Raw genomic sequence first — 18,487 nt, forward strand, 5'->3', positions numbered from 1 at the left:
TCACGCTCCGATCCCGTAGAGCGAGTGGGTCCACGTGAACGAGTTGTTGTTCACGTAGTAGTCGTAATCCCCCCAGTTGTAGCGGTAGTTGGAGGGCCAGGGGTCACCCCAGTAGACCTGGTTGTCGGAGGTGTCGTAGCCGTACAGCACGTGCATGTGCCCGCCCCCTGAGTTCCACTCGATGCGCGTCTCGACGGGGCGGTCGGCGTTGATCTCCTTCTGCACGGTGCCGTAGCGCAGATAACCGCTCACGTACGTACCGGGGTTGATGCCCATCCAGTCGAGGGCGTTCTGCACATCGTCCAGCGCTGCCTGCCAGTTGCCGCAGGAGCTGCCCTGGGGCCGATTGAACGCGGCGTCGCAGAACTGGTTCTGGGTGTAGTTGCGCCCGAACCATGATGCGATGGTGTTGCCGCTCGCCGCCCAGCACCAGTTGCTGCTCTGCTGCGCCTGCATGGTGATGTTGAGGCGCTTGGTGGCGGGATCGGCGGGGTGGACGGCGGCAGCGGACCGAGGAGCGGAATGGGGAGCGGCGTGTGCGGTTGCCGTTGGCACGAGGACGGCCGTCAGGACGGCGACGGCCGCGAGGACCGTTGACGCCAGCCGTCTACGGCCCCGGGTGTGAATGGACATGGCGTTCCTCCCAGTCAGGGTGGGGGTGGAGGAGCGCGTCCGGACGCTGCGACAGCAGCATCGATCTTCTGTCGGGTCCCGGTCAATGAAGTTATCCACAGGGCTGGCGGCAAAGTGAACTCCACCCGTACGGTTGTGAACGCCACGGCAGGTACCAGCAAGTGGCAGCGGAAGAGGCGCCTCGTTCCGGGACGGGGAAGTGAACGTTCACAGGTAAGCGATCAGAGGGGGTGGGGGGAGGGGAGGGGCCCAATGACAGCACACAGCGCCGATCGCCGCGCCACCCCACGCCCCGCCGCCCCAGCCCTCGGCTCATCCCGCCGCCCCACCACCCCCGAGGCCGAACTCGCCGATGCCCTGCGCACCGGCCCGTTCTCCGCCGCGCTGCGGGCCGCGCTCGCCGCACGCGGGCTGGCTCTGCATCGTGTGCAGCATCGGCTCGCCCAGCGCGGCATACGTGTCGGTGTGACCAGCCTCAGCTACTGGCAGCGCGGTGTGCGACGGCCCGAGCGGCCCGAGTCGCTTCGTGCAGTCACCGCGCTCGAAGAGGTCCTGAAGCTTCCCCCGCACGCCCTCACCCGTCTCCTGGGCCCACGTGCCACCAGCGACCGTCCCCCGGCCCGCACGTATCGCACCCTTCTCGAACCCGCCGCCGCGCTCGAATCGCTGCTGTCGAGTCTGGCGGCTCCCGCGGACGGCGGGCTGCACACCGTGATCCACTACGAGCACGTTCACATCGGCGCCCGTCGAGAACTCACCGCCCGCGACTCGCAACACGTCGTACGGGCCCACCGCGACGGCGTCGACCGCTATCTCGCCATCCATCACGGCGACCCGGGCTGCGACACGGACCAGGTACGGGTACGCGGTCTCGGCAACTGCCGGGTCGGGCGGATCCGACGGCACGGCGCTTCGGGGGTGATCGTCGTCGAGCTGCTCTTCGACGGCCAGTTGAGAGCCGGGGAGACCGCCGTCCTGGGGTACCGCTTCGAGGACGGAACCGGCGCGTCCAGCCACGAGTACGTTCGCGGCTTCACCTACGGCGGCGGCCAGTACGTCCTCCAGGTCGGCTTCGACCGCGCCGCCCTGCCGGTCCACTGCCGCCGCTTCGCCCGTCCCTCGGCGACGGCCCCTCCCGAGTCGGTCGCCGATCTGACACTGAACGCCCACGGTTCGGTCCACCTCGTGGAGCAGCAGATACGGCCGGGAGTCCTGGGCATCACCTGGGAGTGGGACTGACTGATCGTTCCCCGCTGCGACAGTCGGACCCCGACGTTCGCTCGCCTGTTTGCTGATGTTGTACGCCCGCGGCGGTGATGCGGACGGAGTCTCCCGCTGAGCGGCCCTCAACTCACCCCGCATTCCGGCTCGTCCGGTCGAGGGAGTCGGTCCGTTCTCCTCGACCGCAGCGGTCGGCGCGAGGTTCGTTCGGAGTTGGTTCCGGATCCGCCACGGGGCCGGGAACCGCCGATCGGCCGCAGCTGCGTGGTGCCGACCGCACCGGCTGCGAACTTCGCGCTCAGAAAGTGCTGTTGGCCTCGTTGACATGCCGCAAGCCCACGCGTTTCACTCGACACTCGTGTATGGCAACGTTGTCAGGCCGCCCGAGGCCACCGGCACCGTTGCCTGTCACTGAGGTCCCCGTCCTTGACGTTCCCGTCCCTGACGTCCCCGTCCTTCGGCACGTCAGCACTGTGCGAAGCACGAACCGCTGCGGAGGCAACCGATGGTCCGACCCCGACGTTCAACTGCGCCACGCAACCGAAAGAGACTTCGTCAACGCCTGGCCGTGATCTCCGTCCTGGGGATCGCGGCACTCCCGCTCCCGTCGATGGGGGGCGGGAGCGCCGCGAGCGCCGCCGCCGCACCGGCGTTGGTAAGTGACCCCGCGTCCCTCGTCAACCCCCTGATCGGTACCTCCGGGGCGGTGGACACCTTCCCCGGCCCCGACATGCCGGCCGGCATGGTGCAGTGGGGTCCCGACACCACCCCCGACCGCCCCTCCGGCGGCGGTTACGAGTACAACGACAACAAAATATCGGGTTTCAGCCTCACTCACGTCTCGGGACCCGGCTGCGGTGTCGCGGGCGACCTGCCCATTCTGCCGGTGACCGGCGCGCTGTCGGGCAACCTCGGTGACACGTCCGTCGGCTTCAGCCACGACGACGAGCAGACCGGCGTCGGGCGCTACAAGGTCACCGACGCGGACGGCGTCACCACCCAGCTGACCGACACCACACGTGCCGGGCTGGGCGCCTTCACGTTCCCGGCGGGCAGGCAGGCGAACCTGCTGTTCAAGCTCAGCGGCGGCGCCACGCAGGTGGACGGCACCCGCGTCCAGGTGGTGAACAAGAAGGAGATCAGCGGCTCGATCGACAGCGGTCACTTCTGCGGCGCGAACAACCGGTACACCCTGCACTTCGACATCAAGTTCGACCAGCCGTTCACCACCAGCGGCACTTGGGTCGGCGGCACCATCAACCGTAGCGCGACATCGCTGAAAGCCGGCAAGGCCCGGCAGGACCTGCAGGCACACCCGTCAAAACCGCTGAAGGAAAAGCACTTCACGGTTCCCGCGGCCCCGTCGCCGACCGTGCACGGGAGCGTCGGCACGTCCTCCGGCACGCCGTCACCCGCCCCGAGCGGGGGCGCAGCGCCTCGGACGTCGGCCGCGGGCAAGACCACCGCCGACAAGTCCGCCGAGCCCCCCACCACGGGTGCGAACGGCATGTATCTGACGTTCGACACCTCCTCCACCCCGACGGTGAGAGCAAAGGTCGGCATCTCCTACACCAGTGACGCCAATGCCGCGGACAACCTCGCCAACGAGATCAGGAACTGGAACCTCGACGCTGTCGCGCAGGCGAACCACGACGCCTGGAACGGGGTGCTGAACAAGATCCAGATCGGCGGCGGCTCCTCGGACCAGCAGGTGCAGTTCTACACCGCGCTGTACCACGCGCTGCTGCACCCGAACGTCTTCTCGGACGACAACGGCCAGTACATGGGCATGGACAACCAGATCCACAAGCTGGCCAAGGGGCAGCAGGCCCAGTACGCCAACTACTCGGGCTGGGACACCTACCGCTCCCAGACCCAGCTGATGGCCATGGTCGAGCCCAAGGTCACCAGCGACGTCGTCACCTCGATGCTCAACGGATACGACCAGACGGGCCTGCTGCCCAAGTGGGCCTCGAACAACGGTGAGAGCTACGTCATGGTCGGTGACCCGGCCGCCGGCATCATCGCCGACGCGTACGCCTTCGGTGCCCGGAGCTTCGACACGGACAAGGCGCTCGCCGCGCTGCAGCACGAGGCCACCACCCCGAACAACGACCGCCCCGGCGAGTCGGTGCGGGACACCAAGGGCTACCTCCCGCTGGACGAGAACGACTTCGGTTGCTGCAACTTCTACGGCCCCGTCTCCACACAGCTGGAGTACGACTCCGCCGACTACGCCCTCGCCGCCTTCGCGAAGTCGCTGGGCAGGACGGCTGTCTACCAGAAGTTCGCCACCCGCGCCCAGGACTGGATGAACGTCTTCAACCCGCAGACCGGCTACATGCAGGCGAAGAACAGGGACGGCCAGTTCGCGGGCGGTTTCACCCCGGGCACCTCCAACGGCTTCGTCGAGGGCACGTCGGCCCAGTACACGCCGATGGTGCCGTTCAACCTGCGGCAGCTCATCCAGGCGCGCGGCGGCGACAAGGCCTACTCGTCGTACCTGGACACCCTGCTCGACAACATCACCGGTCCCGGCAACACCAACGCCGACCTCAGCAATGAGCCCAGCGTGGAGATCCCTTGGGAGTACGACTACACGGGCCAGCCGTGGAAGACCCAGGAGGCCGTCCGCGCGGCCCAGCAGAAGCTGTACTTCAACGCCCCGGTCGGCTCGTTCGGCAACGACGACCTCGGCGCGATGAGTTCCTGGTACGTCTGGTCCGAGCTGGGCATGTACCCCGAGACCCCGGGGACGGACACCCTGGCGCTCGGCAGCCCCGCGTTCCCGGTGGCCCAGGTGACCTTCGCGGGCGGGAAGGCGGTGCGGATCGACGCGCCGCAGGCCGCACCGGATGCCCCGTACGTGCAGTCCCTCGACGTCAAGGGCAAGGAGTGGACCGCCTCCTGGCTGACGTACCAGCAGTTCAAGGGCGCGGGCACGGTCGACTTCACCCTCGGCACCCAGCCCGACACGTCCTGGGCGTCCGGTCCGTCGGCGGTGCCGCCGTCGGACACCACGGGCGGCGACCGCGTCCTGGCCGCGACCGGCCCCTCCAGCGACGGCCTGGTGCTCCAGCCGAACGGGTCCGGTGACGGCACCCTGGACCTCACCAACCTCGGCACCAAGGACGTCACCGTGGACTGGAAGGCGACAGCGCCCTCCGGCGTGGCACTCGACGCCGCGTCCGGCTCGGTGACGGTGCCCGCCTCGGGGAGCGCCGAGGTGAAACTTCACGTGACAGCGGGTGCGGACGAAGGGACGTTCCCGGTCACCTTCGCGCTGAGCGACCACGGCACCGGGGCGGCACTGAGCGGAGCGGCCCTCCGCGTCGCCGTGGCCAAGGCCGGCGAGCTGTGGCCGTACAACACCAACGAAGGCATCTACCCCGACGGTACGAAGTTCTCGGGCGGTTTCGACGGCGGCGGCTGGTCGTTCTCGCAGAACGCGCTGTCGGCGGCCGGCGTCACGAGCGGCTCCCCTGTGACGGTCGACGGCATCTCCTACACCTGGCCGACGGTGACGTCCGGTCACCTGGACAACCTGGAAATGGCCGGCCAGAGCATCGCGATGCCCGCCGGTACGTCGGGCGCGTCGCTCGGCCTGCTGGGCACGGCGACCAACGCACCGACCGACGGCAGCGGGGTCTCGGGCACGGTGACCGTCTCCTACACCGACGGCACCACCGCGAAGGCGACGGTCGGCTTCTCGGACTGGACGCTCAACGGTGGTTCGAGCAAGCCGCTCGCGGGTGACACCACGGCCGTCACGACGGGCTACCGGAACACCGGCAGCGGCGGCCGGGACGGAGTGAAGACCTACGTCTTCGCCACGAAGGTCCCGCTCGACGCATCCAAGCAGGTGGCGTCGATCACCCTGCCCGTGACCGGCTCGACGGGCTCCGACCACCTGTTCGCCTACGGCTTCGGCCAGTGAGGCCCGTCAGGCACTGACGACGGCGGGCCGGTTCCCGAAGGGCGCGAGCCACGGGAGCCGGCCCCGCCGGGTGGACCCCACCTCAGCCCGCCGGATTTGCCCCACACCTGGAGCCCCATCGGCGGTGGCCGGCTCCGGGCGGCACCCCCGGCGCTGCGCGGGCCTCGACCGAGCGGGTGCCTTGCGGCGTGCCGGACCGTCACCTGGCGCCGGGGTCCGCGGTCGGCTCCTAGCCTCGGCGGCATGCTGGGGTTTCCTGCTCATGTCCGTGTCTGCCTGTTCGATCTCGACGGAGTGCTCACTCAGACCGCGAAAGTACATGCGGCGGCACGCCGGATTCGCCTGCCCGAGGGATCGCCCGAGGACCCGCCGGAGACGGATGCGGATGCGGAGACGGTGACCGGACTCGGCGAGCGGAAGAGCGAGCCGGTGCTGCGGCGGATCCGCGAGGACGGGGTGGAACCGTACGAGGGCTCCGCCCGCTTCGTCCACGCGGCCCGGGAGGCCGGCCTGCGCCGCGCGGGCACCCACCTGGAGTCGGCGTGATCACCCATCCGAGCTTCACGGTCGAGCCGTGGTGCCTGCGCGAGACCGAGCTGAACCTGGACGTCCTCGCCCAGAGCGAGTCGGTGTTCGCCCTGTCCAACGGGCACATCGGGTGGCGCGGGAATCTCGACGAGGGGGAACCCCACGGGCTGCCCGGCGCGTATCTCAACGGCGTCTACGAGCGGCATCCCCTGCCGTACGCGGAAGCGGGATACGGATATCCCGAGTCCGGCCAGACGATGATCAACGTCACCAACGGCAAGGTCATCCGGCTGCTGGTCGACGACCATCCGTGCGATCTGCGCTACGGTCGCCTGCTCGCACACGAACGCGTTCTGGACTTCCGCTCCGGTGTGCTCAGCCGCACCGCGCAGTGGACCTCTCCGGGCGGCCGCACGGTCCGGATCACCTCACACCGGCTCGTGTCGTTCACCCAGCGAGCGGTGGCCGCGATCGTGTACGAGGTGGAGCCGGTCGACGGGCCGGCCACGGTGGCCGTACAGTCCGAACTCGTCGCCAACGAACAGCTGCCCCACTTGGAGGGCGACCCGCGTGTCGCCGCGGCGACCGACTCGCCACTGGTGCCCGAGGAGCACTTCGCCCAGGAGACCCGGCTGCGACTCGTGCACTGCACCGAGCGCACCGCACTGCGGGTGGCGGCGGCAGCCGACCATCTCGTGGAGGGACCGCCGAGCACGAGCTGGACGGCGCAGAGCGAGCCCGACGTCAGTCGGCTGACGGTCACCGCGGATCTCGTGCCGGGACAGCCGCTGCGACTGGTCAAGTTCGTGGCGTACGGCTGGTCGGGGGAGCGTTCGCTGCCGGCCGTGCACGATCAGGTGGACGGAGCGGTGGCGGCGGCGGTCAGTACCGGCTGGGACGGGCTCGTCGCGGCGCAGCGGGACTACCTGGACCGCTTCTGGGACGGCGCGGACGTCGAGGTGGAGGGCGACGCGCAGATCCAGCAGGCGGTGCGATTCGCTCTCTTCCATGTGCTGCAGGCGGCGGCCCGCGGCGAGAACCGGGCGATTCCGGCGAAGGGCCTGACCGGAACCGGTTACGACGGGCACTCCTTCTGGGACACCGAGTCCTACGTGCTGCCCCTCTTGACGTTCACGGCACCGGAGACCGTGGCGTCGGAGTTGAGATGGCGGCACCGGACCCTGCCCGCGGCGCGTGAACGCGCGCGCCAACTCGGCCTGTCGGGTGCGACGTTCCCCTGGCGGACGATCGACGGCGCCGAGTGCTCCGCCTACTGGCCGGCCGGAACGGCTGCCTTCCACATCAACGCCGACATCGCCGCCGCCGTCCTCCGATACGTCATGGTGACCGGGGACGAGGACTTCGAACGCGGTGAGGGGCTCGACCTCCTCGTGGACACCGCCCGTCTGTGGCGCTCCCTCGGACATCATGACGCGGAAGGTGTCTTCCACATCGACGGGGTCACCGGGCCCGACGAGTACAGCGCCGTCGCCCGCGACAACGTGTACACCAACCTGATGGCCCGGCTGAACCTGCTCGCCGCCGCGAATGTGGCCACGCGCCATCCGGAGCGGGCCGAGGAACTCGGGGTCGACGACGAGGAGGCGGCGGCGTGGCGGGACGCCGCGGCCCGTATGGCGGTGCCGCACAACGCGTCTTTGGACGTACACGAACAGTCGGCCGGGTTCACGACCTTCCAGCGCTGGGACTTCGAGGCGACCCCACCCGAGAACTACCCCCTGCTGCTGCACTACCCCTACTTCGATCTGTATCGCAGGCAGGTGATCAAGCAGGCCGATCTCGTCATGGCGATGATGGAGTGCCCGCACCTCTTCTCCGCTGAGCAGAAGGCGAACAACTTCGCCTACTACGAGCCGTTGACCGTCCGGGACTCCTCCCTGTCGGCGTGCGTCCAGGCGGTACTCGCCGCCGAGACCGGGCACCTGCGGCTGGCCTACGCGTACCTGGGCGAGGCCGCGTTGATGGATCTGGACGATCTGGAGCACAACACGCGTGACGGTTTGCACATCGCCTCGCTCGCGGGTACCTGGATCGCCCTGGTCGGCGGGTTCGGGGGCATGCGCCGGTACCTTGGCGACGGGGGTGTGCCGGATCAGTTGTCGTTCGCACCGCGCTTGCCCGAGGCGCTGTCCCGGGTGACCTTCAGGGTGCTGGTACGGGGCCGCAGGCTGACGGTGGACATCAGTCCGTCGCATGCGCGGTACCACCTGACGGAGGGCGAGCCGCTGTCACTGCTGCATCACGGGGATCCGGTGACCGTGACCACCGACGCTCCGGCGGACTGCCCGATGCCCGCTGTGTCGGCCCGCCCCGAGCCCCAGCAGCCACCGGGCCGCCGCCCGGAGGGCCTGCCTCCGGACGAGGAACACCGGGCAGCGGCCGAGGAGTAGTACGGCGGCTGTGCGGAAGCGCCGGGATGCCGCGGTGGACGTTCGGCGGGTGCCTACACGGCCATGGCCTCCTGCAGCCAACGGGCCACGTGATAGGGCAGCCACCAGACGACGTCGTCCGTCCGCAGGACGAGGTGTTCGGTGGTGAGTTCGTCGAGGATGTCGTGGGGGATGTCGGCGGGGCGGGCGCCCCGGTCGAGCCGGGCGACGGCCGCGGGGTAGCGCGGGTCGTCCGCCGTGAAGCGGCGCAGATCGCCCCAGCGCCGGTCGCGGATCTGCAGGAAGCCCGGCCCCTGACGCCAGATCAGTTTGCACAGGTAGTGGCGGGTGCGCCAGGCGTGGAGGGCGGTGTCGGCGTCGGCGAGGCCGGTGACGGTCCGGGGAGGGTGCAGATGCGACAGCACCTTCCACAGATGCTCGGCCCGGTCCGGCGGCAGAAGCAGGTCCCAGTCGACCTGGACGGCTCGTGCCGTCAGATCGCGGACCAGGCAGAGCCGGTCGATCGCCGATCTGGCGGCGGCTTGTCCCGGCGTGGTGAGGTCGACCGGAGCGTCGAGCTCGACCCGTCGTACGCCCAGGGCCCACAGCCGCGGGGCGTCACCGGAATCGGACGTGAGCGGGATGCGGCCCAGGGACATGCCGGGCAGCGCCCGGGTCTGCACGTCATGATCACGCCAGGCCAGGACGGTCGGACGAGGGGTGCTGAAGGGCATGGTCGGTTCCTTGTCGGTGGCCGGAGCCGGATCGCGGGGCCGGGGGGTCAGGACAGCGCGGGAGCCGGTACGGCCCGGCCCTCGGGGACGGGTTCACCGGCGGAGGCGGAGGCGGGCTCGGGCCGGGTGTGCGCGTGGCGCATGTAGTCCAGGCGCAGCAGCTCCTGGTTGACCGCGGCCGGCGCGATGTGGACGTACTGGCCGGCGTCGGTGAACGTGACGCCCAGCGCGGTCCATTCGTCCAGCAGGGCCAGCACATCCTGAAGGGTGTGGTGGGCCGATGCCTCCTTGGCGGCCGCCTTGCGGTGCAGCGCCGCGGGGGAGTGCGGCTGGTCCAGGAGACGGAAGACGGCGACGGCGAAGGGATCGGTCAGGCGCAGGGTGTGCCAGTCGAACGAGCGGCGTCGGCTGACCAGCGTGATGCTGTCACCGAGGTCGGTGTGGGTGAGCCTGGCGTCGGTGTGGTTCTTCTTCCACGCGGCGATGCCCTCGTTCAGCCGGGTCACCGTGGGCTCGCCGATGCCGCGTTCGGGCGCTTGGAAGACGTAGGCCAGGTCGTGGAGTTCCCTCTCGGGCAGATCGTAGGTGAACAGATAGTGCTCCTCGGGGCGCAGGCCCGTGAAGCCCAGTTCAGGCCGGTTGAAATACGGGCTGAAGCGCTCGATGGCGATCCGGGCGGACAGGTCGACCGGCGGGTTGAGGTGCTCCAGTGCGGGCAGTTGGCGGATCACGGGGTCGTAGTCGTCGGCGGTCTCGCCGGGAAAGCCGTGCAGGTAGTTCCAGGAGACGGACAGTCCCGTCTCGGCGGCGTCCCGCAGCATCCGCACGTTCTGGCATCCGCTGACGCCCTTGTCCATGAGATCGAGCACCCGGCTGTTGAGGCTTTCGATACCGGGCTGGACGTAGATCAGACCGGCGTCCGCGAGGATCTGCAGCTGTGGGCGGCGCATGTTCGCCTTGATCTCTATGTGCATGCGCAGGTCGTATCCGCTGTCGATGATCCGCGGCAGCACGGTGGACAGGTAACGCATGTCGAGGATGTTGTCGACCACGTACATGTCCAGGACGCGGTGACGTTCCGCCAGGTCCATGATCTCCCGGTAGAAGGTGTCGGGGCTCTTGCTGCGGAACTCCATGAACGAGCCGTTCAGCCCGCAGAACGTGCAGTGGTGCTTCTCCCCCCACCAACAGCCGCGGGCGCCCTCGACGACCAGTTTCGGCTCCACCCAGTTGCGCGCCACGGAACCGGCGAGGCGTTCGAAGTAGCCGCTGTAGTCGGGCGGCAGGATGGCGGCCGGAGGCAGCGGACCGGTCGGCATCGGGTTCGCCACGGAGGAGGCCTCGTCGGCGCGGTGGCACAGCCCGGGGATGTCCGCGAGGGCAGTGGTCGCCGGCCCGTCCCGCAGGGCTTCGAGCAGACGGGGAAAGGCGGCCTCGCCCTCACCGCGGATCACGAAGTCGACGAAGGGGAAGTTGCGGTGGACGGCTGCCCCCTGCTCGGCATCGCAGTTGGCACCGCCCATGACCGTCACGATGTGCGGGGCGAGCCGCTTGATGTGCCGGGCAGCGGCCAGGGCGGCGGCGTTCTGCTGGAAGGTGGACGTCAATCCCACGACATCGGGTGCCAGGTCGACCACCCGTCTGGCGACGTTCTCGACGAACTCCGGTACGACAGCGTGCAGTTGACGGGTCACGCGCATCCGCTTGGAGCGCAGCTTGCCGGTCATCACCCGGGTGAACTCGGCCTCCTTCCAGGCCGGATCGTCGTACAGGGCACTGGAGAACACCCAGTCGCCGCAGCCGAGGAAGTAGGACGAGAGCGCGTAGTACTCGTAGTCCTCGGCGGAGAACTCGGTGCGCCGGGTGATCCAGTCGGTGAAGTCCAGGTTGGCGTGCAGCACTTCGCACGTCGCCCCCGCGACGTGCTCCTCGACGCTGCGTTTGAGGATGCCCAGGGCCAGGGAGGGCAGGTCGATCGGCGACCAGGGCATGTTGAGCAGGAGAACGCGCACGGTCGGCTCCTTGTGGCGCTGCGGGGCGAGGACGTGGAAGGGCGGGGAGCCCGGCCGGCCCGCGTGTTCGGCGGGCCGGCCGGGCCGTCGGTCACTCCTCGTCGCCGCCCTCGTCGGCGTTGCGGAACGGCACGGTGATGGTGATGCCGATGCCCGGCTTGCGGTTCTCCTCGTCGCCCGCGAGCGGGTCGTTGTGGATGATGTCCTTCTGCACGGTGTTCCTCCTTGTGCGAGTGGGATGGAGCTGTGCCTGCCCGGTCCCGCTGTTGCCTCAGCGGGACCGGGGTCCTCCCGGCGGCGCGGGAGGACGTGTGAGGGCGCCGGGTGCCGGGGCGGGCAGCCGGTCGCGCAGGAAGCGCAGGGACCGACGCAGGACGGCGACGTGCGCCGCGCCGTCGTATCCGTCGTGTCCCGTCTCCAGCCACATGGCCTCGTGCGGTACGTCCGCTGCGGCCAGCGCGGCGAGATAGGTACGGATCTGCCCGGGCGGGCACTTGGCGTCGCGGGTCGCGCCGACGACGAGGAGCGGTGCCGTGACCGCCGCCGCACAGGTGAGGGGCGAACTGGCGGCGTACCGTTCCGGTACCTCGTCCGGGGTGCCGCCGAACAGCCGGACGTCCAGGGCGCGCAGGGCCGGGGTGGTGGCGCGGTGGGCGGCGACCCAGTCGGCGACCGGCTTGACGGCGATGCCTGCCTGCCACAGCCCGGGGCGGCTGCCCAGGGCCAGCAGGACCAGATAGGCGCCCCACGACACGCCCCACAGGGCGCTCGCGTCCTGCGCGACGAGGCCCCGCGCGACGAGGTCGGCCCGGACTGCGGCCAGGTCCTCGACCTGCGTGTGGCCGACACCGGCGGGGAACTCCCGTTGCCAGCGCGGCCCGTAACCGGTGGAGCCGCGGTAGTTGACGCGGGCGACGGCGTAACCGGAGGCCACCAGTGAGTGCACCGTTGCGTCGTAGGCGTCTCGGTCGTGATCGGCAGGTCCGCCGTGGATCAGGAAGACGGCGGGCGGGGGCTCCGACCCCGGCCGCTCCGGCAGGCTCAGCAGGGTGTGCACCCGCCCCGAGTACGACCGTGTCCACAGGTCGGTGTGGCGCCCTGGCACCACGGTCGCGGAACCGCACGGAGGCAGGCCGACACCGTTCGTGGTGCGCAGAACCGGCGCATGGGCGGTGTCGGTCCACAGGTAGTCGACGGCTCCGGCGGCCCGGGGCGCGGCGTCCAGCACGCTGCCCGCGGGTGTGGGTACGAGGACCCGCCGGCGCGAGTCCAGATCCACGCGGTACAGCAGAGAGCGGCTCCGCCGGTCCTGACGCACCAGGACCGTGCGCGTCTCCGGGTACCAGCGGGCGCTGATCTCCGAGTCGAAGGTGCACCAGTCATGGGTGCGCAGGCCCTCCTCCGGTGCCCACGTCTCGAGGACGTATCCGTCCCCCAGGGCGCGTACCAGGAGCAACTCGCGCCGTCCGGACCGGGGCGAGAAGCCCTGACACCACAGCCTGGTGCCGCCCGGTGTCGGGCCCGCCGGGTCCGGCGGGTCCTGGGCGGCGCCGCTGTCGGCACCGGGTGCGGCGGGCCGACCGGGAAGGGTGAGCACCGTTCGGCCGTCACATGACACGACCGTCACGGCGGCAGGGTCGTCGGCGGAGGACGCCAGGGCGATGAGCGTGCCGTCCGGCGTGATGCCGCCCAACCGGAGCGGCTTCGGGGTGCTCAGCACCTCTCGCGGCGCCCGACCGCGCCGGCCCACCACGACCACGGTCCGGTCGGCTCGGGCGACGGCCGCGGCGACGGTCCCGTCCGCGGTCACGGCCAGACCCCGCGGTTGTCCGCCCGGTGCTCCGGGCAGGCCCGGCAGCCGGGGGCCGCCGTCGAAGTGCTGGAACCACCAGTGGCCGCTTTCGGCCGCGTCCGCCTCGAACCACCACACGTACCCGTCGGCGTCGATCGCCCGGTGCACCGTGCCCTCGGAGCTGTCGGTGACCTGCCGGGCCCGCCGGGCTCCCGCGTCCCAGGTGAACACCTCGCAGCGGCCTTCGGAGTCCGCCGTGAAAACCATGCGCCGGGGGTCCGCAGGGCACACGTCGGGCAGCGTGGTCACGTACACGCGATAGGCGTTGGTCATCGTGTACTCCCAGCAGGGGCAGGGCCGTTGTCCGTGCCGGTGCCCTGGTCGCCGTGAGCGGCTGTCAGGGGGCGCAGTACGGCACGCGCCGTGCGCTGTGTGTGTACGGCCAGCAGAGCCAGAACGGCGGTGCAGACCACGGCGGGAGCCCCTGGGCCGCCCCAGGTCATCAAGAGGGCCGCACCTGCCGGCGCACCGGCGGCGGCCAGGGCGCCCGCCGACCCCAGGACGGCACCGGCCCGGGACTGCAGCTCCGCGGGCACCGCGCACACCGTCGCCGCACCCAGGACGGTGGTGACCACGGGCAGCACGAGGCAGAGTCCGCAGAAGCACACCGTCCACAACCACGGTCCATGGGCCACGGACAGCGCGGCACATGGCGGAAGGAGCAGCCAGGTCGCCAAGGTCAGCGACCGGTGGGCACCGAGCCGGCGCACTGCGCGCGCCGCCACCAGCGAACCGGCCAGGCCCGCCGCACCGGAGGCCGCGAGCACCCCGCCGGTGGCCGTGCTGCCCGCCTCGGGGCCGAGGACGAACAGCGCGTTGTAGAACAGGAGGGCTACCGCTCCGCCGGCCGCGGACGACCAGAGCAGGACCAGCCGCAGCACGGGGGAGCGGACCACCGTCGCAACACCGGCGCGCAGCGCGCCGGTACGGGCCCTGCCGGACCCGGCTCCGCCGACGGGTGGGCCCGAAGGTGTGTCGGGGGCGTCGTGTGCGTCCGGTCGGCTGGGGCGGCCGGCAGGCGCGTCGTCGTCAAGGGGGGTACGTATGGCTCGTACCCCGCATGCCGCCGCCGCGTAGGAGAGGGCGTCCACGGCGAACGGCAGGAGAGGGCTCAGGCTGAACAGGACCCCGCCGAGCGTCGGACCCAGCACCAACGCGGCCTGATCACCCGCCTGGACACCGGCCACGGCCCGTGGCAGATCGGCGGCGCCCGCCAGCCGGGACAGGGCCCCACGCGCCGCTGCCTCGTACGCCGTCGCGCACAGACGCTCGGTCAGGGCGAGGCCCAGCAGGACCCACAGGGGCGGATGCCCGAGGCAGCAGACGGCCAGCCCCGCCATCGCCAGGGAAGCCGACACCGACGCGCCGGTCATGAGGGGGCGCCGGCGCCCTCGGTCGGCGGGCAGAGCGACGAGCGGGCTCAGCACCAGCCCGGCGAGGGCGGCGGCACTGGCGAACGCGCCGGTGGCCCCGCGGCTGTGACCCAGATCGAGGAGGAGGAGCGGGAACACGAGACCGGAGGCCTGGCTGCCGAGCCCGTCGACGAAGTTGACCCCCCAGAGAACGGCCAGGTCACGGCGGCCCGCCGCGGGGACCCCGGTGGCCGTCGCGGGAGGCGCGGTGCCGGCTGTGTTCGGCGCCCCGCCGGAGCGCCGCGGTGAGCGAGACCCGCTGATGTGCTCCACCCCTCCCTCGGTGCCCGGCGGACCCCTTGCGGGATCCCCGGAGTGGGCATGCCGGAACGGCTGATGAACCGGAGATTCCGGTCACCGTGTGCGGAAAATGTGTGGGACACGTGAAAGCGTGCCGGAGCCTAATCACCGCGCGGCGGCGGGAACAAGGGCCCGACGCGCTCTCGTCGCCCGTGGCCCGGACCCCGAATGGCCGACAGGGGTCTGGTCCGATGGGAGTCGATGGACCTATGCGACACATCCTGGCTGTCGCCGCCCGGGGCGGGCCGATGCAGCCGTTCGCGGCCGTGTACGAGCCTGCCGCAGGCGGTGCCCCAGCCCGCACCGTACGGACGGCAAACTGATGCCGAGCCGTCCTTTCGCAGCGTTGCGCCGCGAAACCACCGGGCCGTGGACATGGAGTGGGCACCGGTGTGTCCGCTCGGTCATATACCGGTGAACCATGCGGCCTCCGCCGCATCCGGTCGCCGTGTCAGGCGCGTCGATTGGCTCATAACGCGCCCCATCCGACCGCAAAGAACAGGGCGTCGCAGTTTCGGCTGTCCGATCGGGATCGCGGGCCTCCCGCTCCCCGAACGGGGCGGGGAGGGGAGGATGTCCGCCCTCACATCTTCTCGGCGCCGGCCTTGATGGCCTCCCGGATGCGGAAGTACGTGCCGCAGCGGCAGACGTTTCGGATCGTGTCGAGGTCGGTGTCCGTGATCTCGCGGTTCTCCTCCGCGATCTTGCGGACCAGCGCGACGGCGGCCATGATCTGGCCCGGCTGGCAGTAGCCGCACTGGGCCACGTCCTCGTCGAGCCAGGCCTGCTGCATGGGGTGGAGGTCTGCGCCCACCGTGGCCGCCAGGCCCTCGATCGTGGTGACCTCGTCGCTCGGCTTCAGGTTCTTGACGGGGATCGCACAGGGGTTGACCGCCCTGCCGTTGAGGTGACTGGTGCACGCCTTGCAGACGTTGATGCCGCAGCCGTACTTGGGGCCGGTGACGCCCAGCACGTCACGCAGCACCCACAACAGCCGTACGTCGTCGGCGACATCGACGGTGACCTGCTCGCCGTTGAGGCGGAATGTGTGTTCAGGCACGGGAGTTCCTTGCTCGGACGTACGTCAGTAGGCGTGGTTCAGGCCGTCGGTCGGTGACTGCGGTACGGGCGGGACGGTCGGTTTGGGCGTGAACGAGAGCGTGCCGTGGTTGATCGGGAACGTGGTGGGCATCGTGCCGGTGGCACGGCCGTAGGCGCAGGCGACCGCGGCCATCGACGCGGCGACGCCCAGCTCACCGGCGCCACCGGGCTCCCCGGTGGTGGTCGGCATGACGATGATCCGCAGGTCGGGCGGGGAGTTCCATTGCCGGGTGTAGAAGTAGTTGTCCCAGCTGGCCTCGAGGAAGTAGCCGTCGCGCAGGTGCAGACTGGACGTCAGGGCCTGGGCGATGCCGTCCATGACACAGCCCATCATCTGCGCTTCCAGGCCGCGGGGGTTGACGGCGAGGCCGACGTCCACGGCGAAGACGGCCTTGGTGACGCGGGGCCCGGCCACGCCGTCGCGGATGGGACGGTTCACGGTCTCGGGCCGGCAGTCGATCTCCACCAGCGCGGCGCTGACGGAGTGGTACTCGGAGTGGAAGGCGATGCCCTGTGCGGTGCCGGCCGGCATCGCCCGGCCCCAGTCGCCGGCCTCGGCGACCTTGTCCAGCACCGCACGGGAGCGGTCCTCGTGCAGGAAGTCGTGCCGGAACCGGCGGGGATCCTTGCCCATCGTGGCCGCGAGCCGGTCGACCATGAGTTCCCGGGCACAGGTGACGTCGGGGGAGTAGACGTTGCGCATGCTGCCGGTGTTGAAGCCCTTGTTGGTCTCGTTCAGGAGCCGGGTGCTGACACCGAACTCGTAGGGCGTCGACTGGGAGAGCTGGAAGAACGTCTCGGAGAATCCGATGTCACCGACCGGCAGTTTCGCGGCCAGCGCGGTGAAGACCTCGCCGAGCCCGTGGCTCAGGTCGGTGGCGACACTGGTGTGCCGCTGCTTGTAGCCGAGCACCGTGCCGCCGAGGTAGTCGATGCGCACGCGTGAGGTGGCCATGGGGTGGGCTCGCCCCTGGCGGCAGTCGTCGGCGCGGTGCCACATGAGCTTGACCGGCTTGCCCATCTTCTGGGACGCCTCCGCCGCCTCCAGCGCGGCGTCGAAGAAGAGCTTGCGGCCGAAGGAGCCGCCGCCTTCCGTGACGTGCACGGTGACCGCCTGCGGAGGAAGTCCCAGCGTGGCGGCGATGGTCTCCTTCGCGACGATCGGTGACTTCAGCGACGCCCAGATCTCCGCGCGGTCCGAGCGCACGTCGGCCACCGCGCAGTTGGGCTCCAGCGCGCTGTTCCCGCGGAAGTGGAACGTGAACTTCTCCTCCACGTACGGGGTGAGCGGCGGAAGCCCCAGGGGAGGCTCGGCGGCCTTCAGCTGCGCCAGCACGGACTCGTCCGACTGGCCTTCCGCGGTACCGGGCCGCCAGTCGACGCGCAGGGCACGCACGGCGTCGATGCACTGGCCGAAGGTCTGCGCCCGCACCGCCACCCCGGTCGCGATCACGGCGACGTCGGTCACGCCCGGCATGCCGCGGACCTCGTCCGCGTTGGCCACCGATCCGACCTTGCCGTTGATGGTGGGCGGCCGGCACACCATGGTCGGCCTGGCGTCCGGCACGTCGAGGTCCATCGCGAACTTCTTGCGCCCGGTGACCGCCGCCAGCGCGTCGACCCGGCCGTGCGGGGCGCCGATGACGGTGAACTTCTCCCGCGGCTTGAGCTCCACCGAGACCTGTTGTGTCGTCATGCTCGCGGCCTTCTCGGCGAGTGCGCCGATACCGATGCTCCGACCCACGAGATCGGTGACGACACCGGCCTTCAGCGTGAGATCGGTGACCGCCGCGCCGAGTTCGATCGCGGCGGCCCGCAGCAGCCGGCCCCGGGCGACCGCGGCGGCGACCCGGATCGGGTGGTACGTGGAGACGGTCGTGTTCGACGCGCCGGTGAGCTGGTTGAACAGCAGTTCCGGGCGTGCGTCGGCCAGGGACACGCGTATCCGCTCCAACGGTACGTCCAGTTCCTCGGCGATCAGCACGGCCGTCGAGGTGGTGATCCCCTGACCGACCTCGGCCCGCGGCAGCGCGAACGACACAGTGCCGTCCGCGTGGACCTCGACCGTGATCAGACCCGAGGTCGGCAGCGCCGCCGCGGTCATCACGTCGTTGAGGTCGAGCAGCGCCGTGGGCTCCGGTGACGGGATACCGGCTGCGGCCCGCGGTGCCGTACCGAGCTCGGCGGCGGCGACCAGGATCGGCGCCGCCAGCACATAACCGAGGAACCGCCTCCGCCCGACGACACGCCCATCAGGTCCCGCGGGAGCCGAACGCTCAGCGCCGGTCATGTACGCACACCTCCGCTCTGCGCCGTCGCCGTTTGCCTGGCCGCGCACCAGAGTCGCCATCCAACTCACGGGTTCTA

At 70.5% G+C, this 18,487-nt stretch carries 12 protein-coding genes; 4 read left to right on the forward strand and 8 right to left on the reverse strand.

The genetic code is table 11. The annotated features are described in order from the left end of the window. Positions 1–633, reverse strand: coding sequence for a papain-like cysteine protease family protein (locus AQI95_RS35785; RefSeq protein WP_067133996.1), 633 nt, complete (start codon positions 631–633; stop codon positions 1–3). Between the two features lie 252 nt (positions 634–885). Between AQI95_RS35785 and AQI95_RS35790 the strand changes: the two genes are divergently transcribed. The 4 genes from AQI95_RS35790 (at position 886) to AQI95_RS35800 (ending at position 8,730) form a co-directional block, all read left to right on the forward strand. Next, positions 886–1,872 carry a hypothetical protein gene (locus AQI95_RS35790; protein ID WP_244188952.1) on the forward strand — a complete coding sequence of 329 codons (987 nt, stop codon included), beginning with the start codon at positions 886–888 and terminating at the stop codon, positions 1,870–1,872. Between the two features lie 550 nt (positions 1,873–2,422). Continuing rightward, the gene (locus AQI95_RS35795; RefSeq protein ID WP_244188953.1) at positions 2,423–5,791 is read left to right on the forward strand and encodes a lectin; all 3,369 of its coding nucleotides are present in this window, start codon (positions 2,423–2,425) and stop codon (positions 5,789–5,791) included. Positions 5,792–6,034: 243 nt separating this feature from the next. Beyond that, positions 6,035–6,337: an HAD family hydrolase gene (locus tag AQI95_RS45485; RefSeq protein ID WP_208614346.1), complete on the forward strand. Its 303-nt coding sequence runs from the start codon at positions 6,035–6,037 to the stop codon at positions 6,335–6,337. Then, on the forward strand, positions 6,334–8,730 hold the full coding sequence (locus AQI95_RS35800; RefSeq protein ID WP_067134002.1) for a glycoside hydrolase family 65 protein: 2,397 nt from the start codon (positions 6,334–6,336) through the stop codon (positions 8,728–8,730). The genes AQI95_RS45485 and AQI95_RS35800 overlap by 4 nt, the downstream gene beginning before the upstream one ends. A 53-nt stretch (positions 8,731–8,783) precedes the next feature. On the opposite strand, the gene AQI95_RS35805 is transcribed toward AQI95_RS35800, so the two are convergent. The 7 genes from AQI95_RS35805 to AQI95_RS35830 all read right to left on the reverse strand — a co-directional run bounded on the left by AQI95_RS35805 (position 8,784) and on the right by AQI95_RS35830 (position 18,410). Continuing rightward, positions 8,784–9,443 carry a DUF5825 family protein gene (locus tag AQI95_RS35805; RefSeq protein ID WP_067134005.1) on the reverse strand — a complete coding sequence of 220 codons (660 nt, stop codon included), beginning with the start codon at positions 9,441–9,443 and terminating at the stop codon, positions 8,784–8,786. A 47-nt stretch (positions 9,444–9,490) separates the two neighbouring features. Continuing rightward, complete coding sequence (locus AQI95_RS35810) at positions 9,491–11,455, reverse strand: RiPP maturation radical SAM C-methyltransferase (RefSeq protein ID WP_067134018.1); 1,965 nt, start codon at positions 11,453–11,455, stop codon at positions 9,491–9,493. Between the two features lie 91 nt (positions 11,456–11,546). Beyond that, positions 11,547–11,669, reverse strand: coding sequence for a hypothetical protein (locus AQI95_RS49945; protein WP_256257095.1), 123 nt, complete (start codon positions 11,667–11,669; stop codon positions 11,547–11,549). 57 nt (positions 11,670–11,726) lie between these two features. Continuing rightward, a complete protein-coding gene (locus AQI95_RS35815) occupies positions 11,727–13,580 on the reverse strand; it encodes a S9 family peptidase (RefSeq protein WP_067134021.1) in 1,854 nt (617 codons plus the stop codon). After that, the gene (locus AQI95_RS35820; RefSeq protein ID WP_079071743.1) at positions 13,577–14,992 is read right to left on the reverse strand and encodes an MFS transporter; all 1,416 of its coding nucleotides are present in this window, start codon (positions 14,990–14,992) and stop codon (positions 13,577–13,579) included. Before AQI95_RS35820 ends, AQI95_RS35815 begins: the two co-directional genes overlap by 4 nt. A gap of 610 nt (positions 14,993–15,602) precedes the next feature. Next, the gene (locus tag AQI95_RS35825; RefSeq protein WP_067134025.1) at positions 15,603–16,079 is read right to left on the reverse strand and encodes a (2Fe-2S)-binding protein; all 477 of its coding nucleotides are present in this window, start codon (positions 16,077–16,079) and stop codon (positions 15,603–15,605) included. 24 nt (positions 16,080–16,103) lie between these two features. Beyond that, on the reverse strand, positions 16,104–18,410 hold the full coding sequence (locus AQI95_RS35830) for a molybdopterin cofactor-binding domain-containing protein (RefSeq protein WP_067134028.1): 2,307 nt from the start codon (positions 18,408–18,410) through the stop codon (positions 16,104–16,106). Between the last annotated feature and the right edge of the window lie 77 nt (positions 18,411–18,487).

The organism is Streptomyces yokosukanensis (assembly GCF_001514035.1).
In the GTDB taxonomy this organism is placed as follows: Bacteria; Actinomycetota; Actinomycetes; order Streptomycetales; family Streptomycetaceae; genus Streptomyces; species Streptomyces yokosukanensis.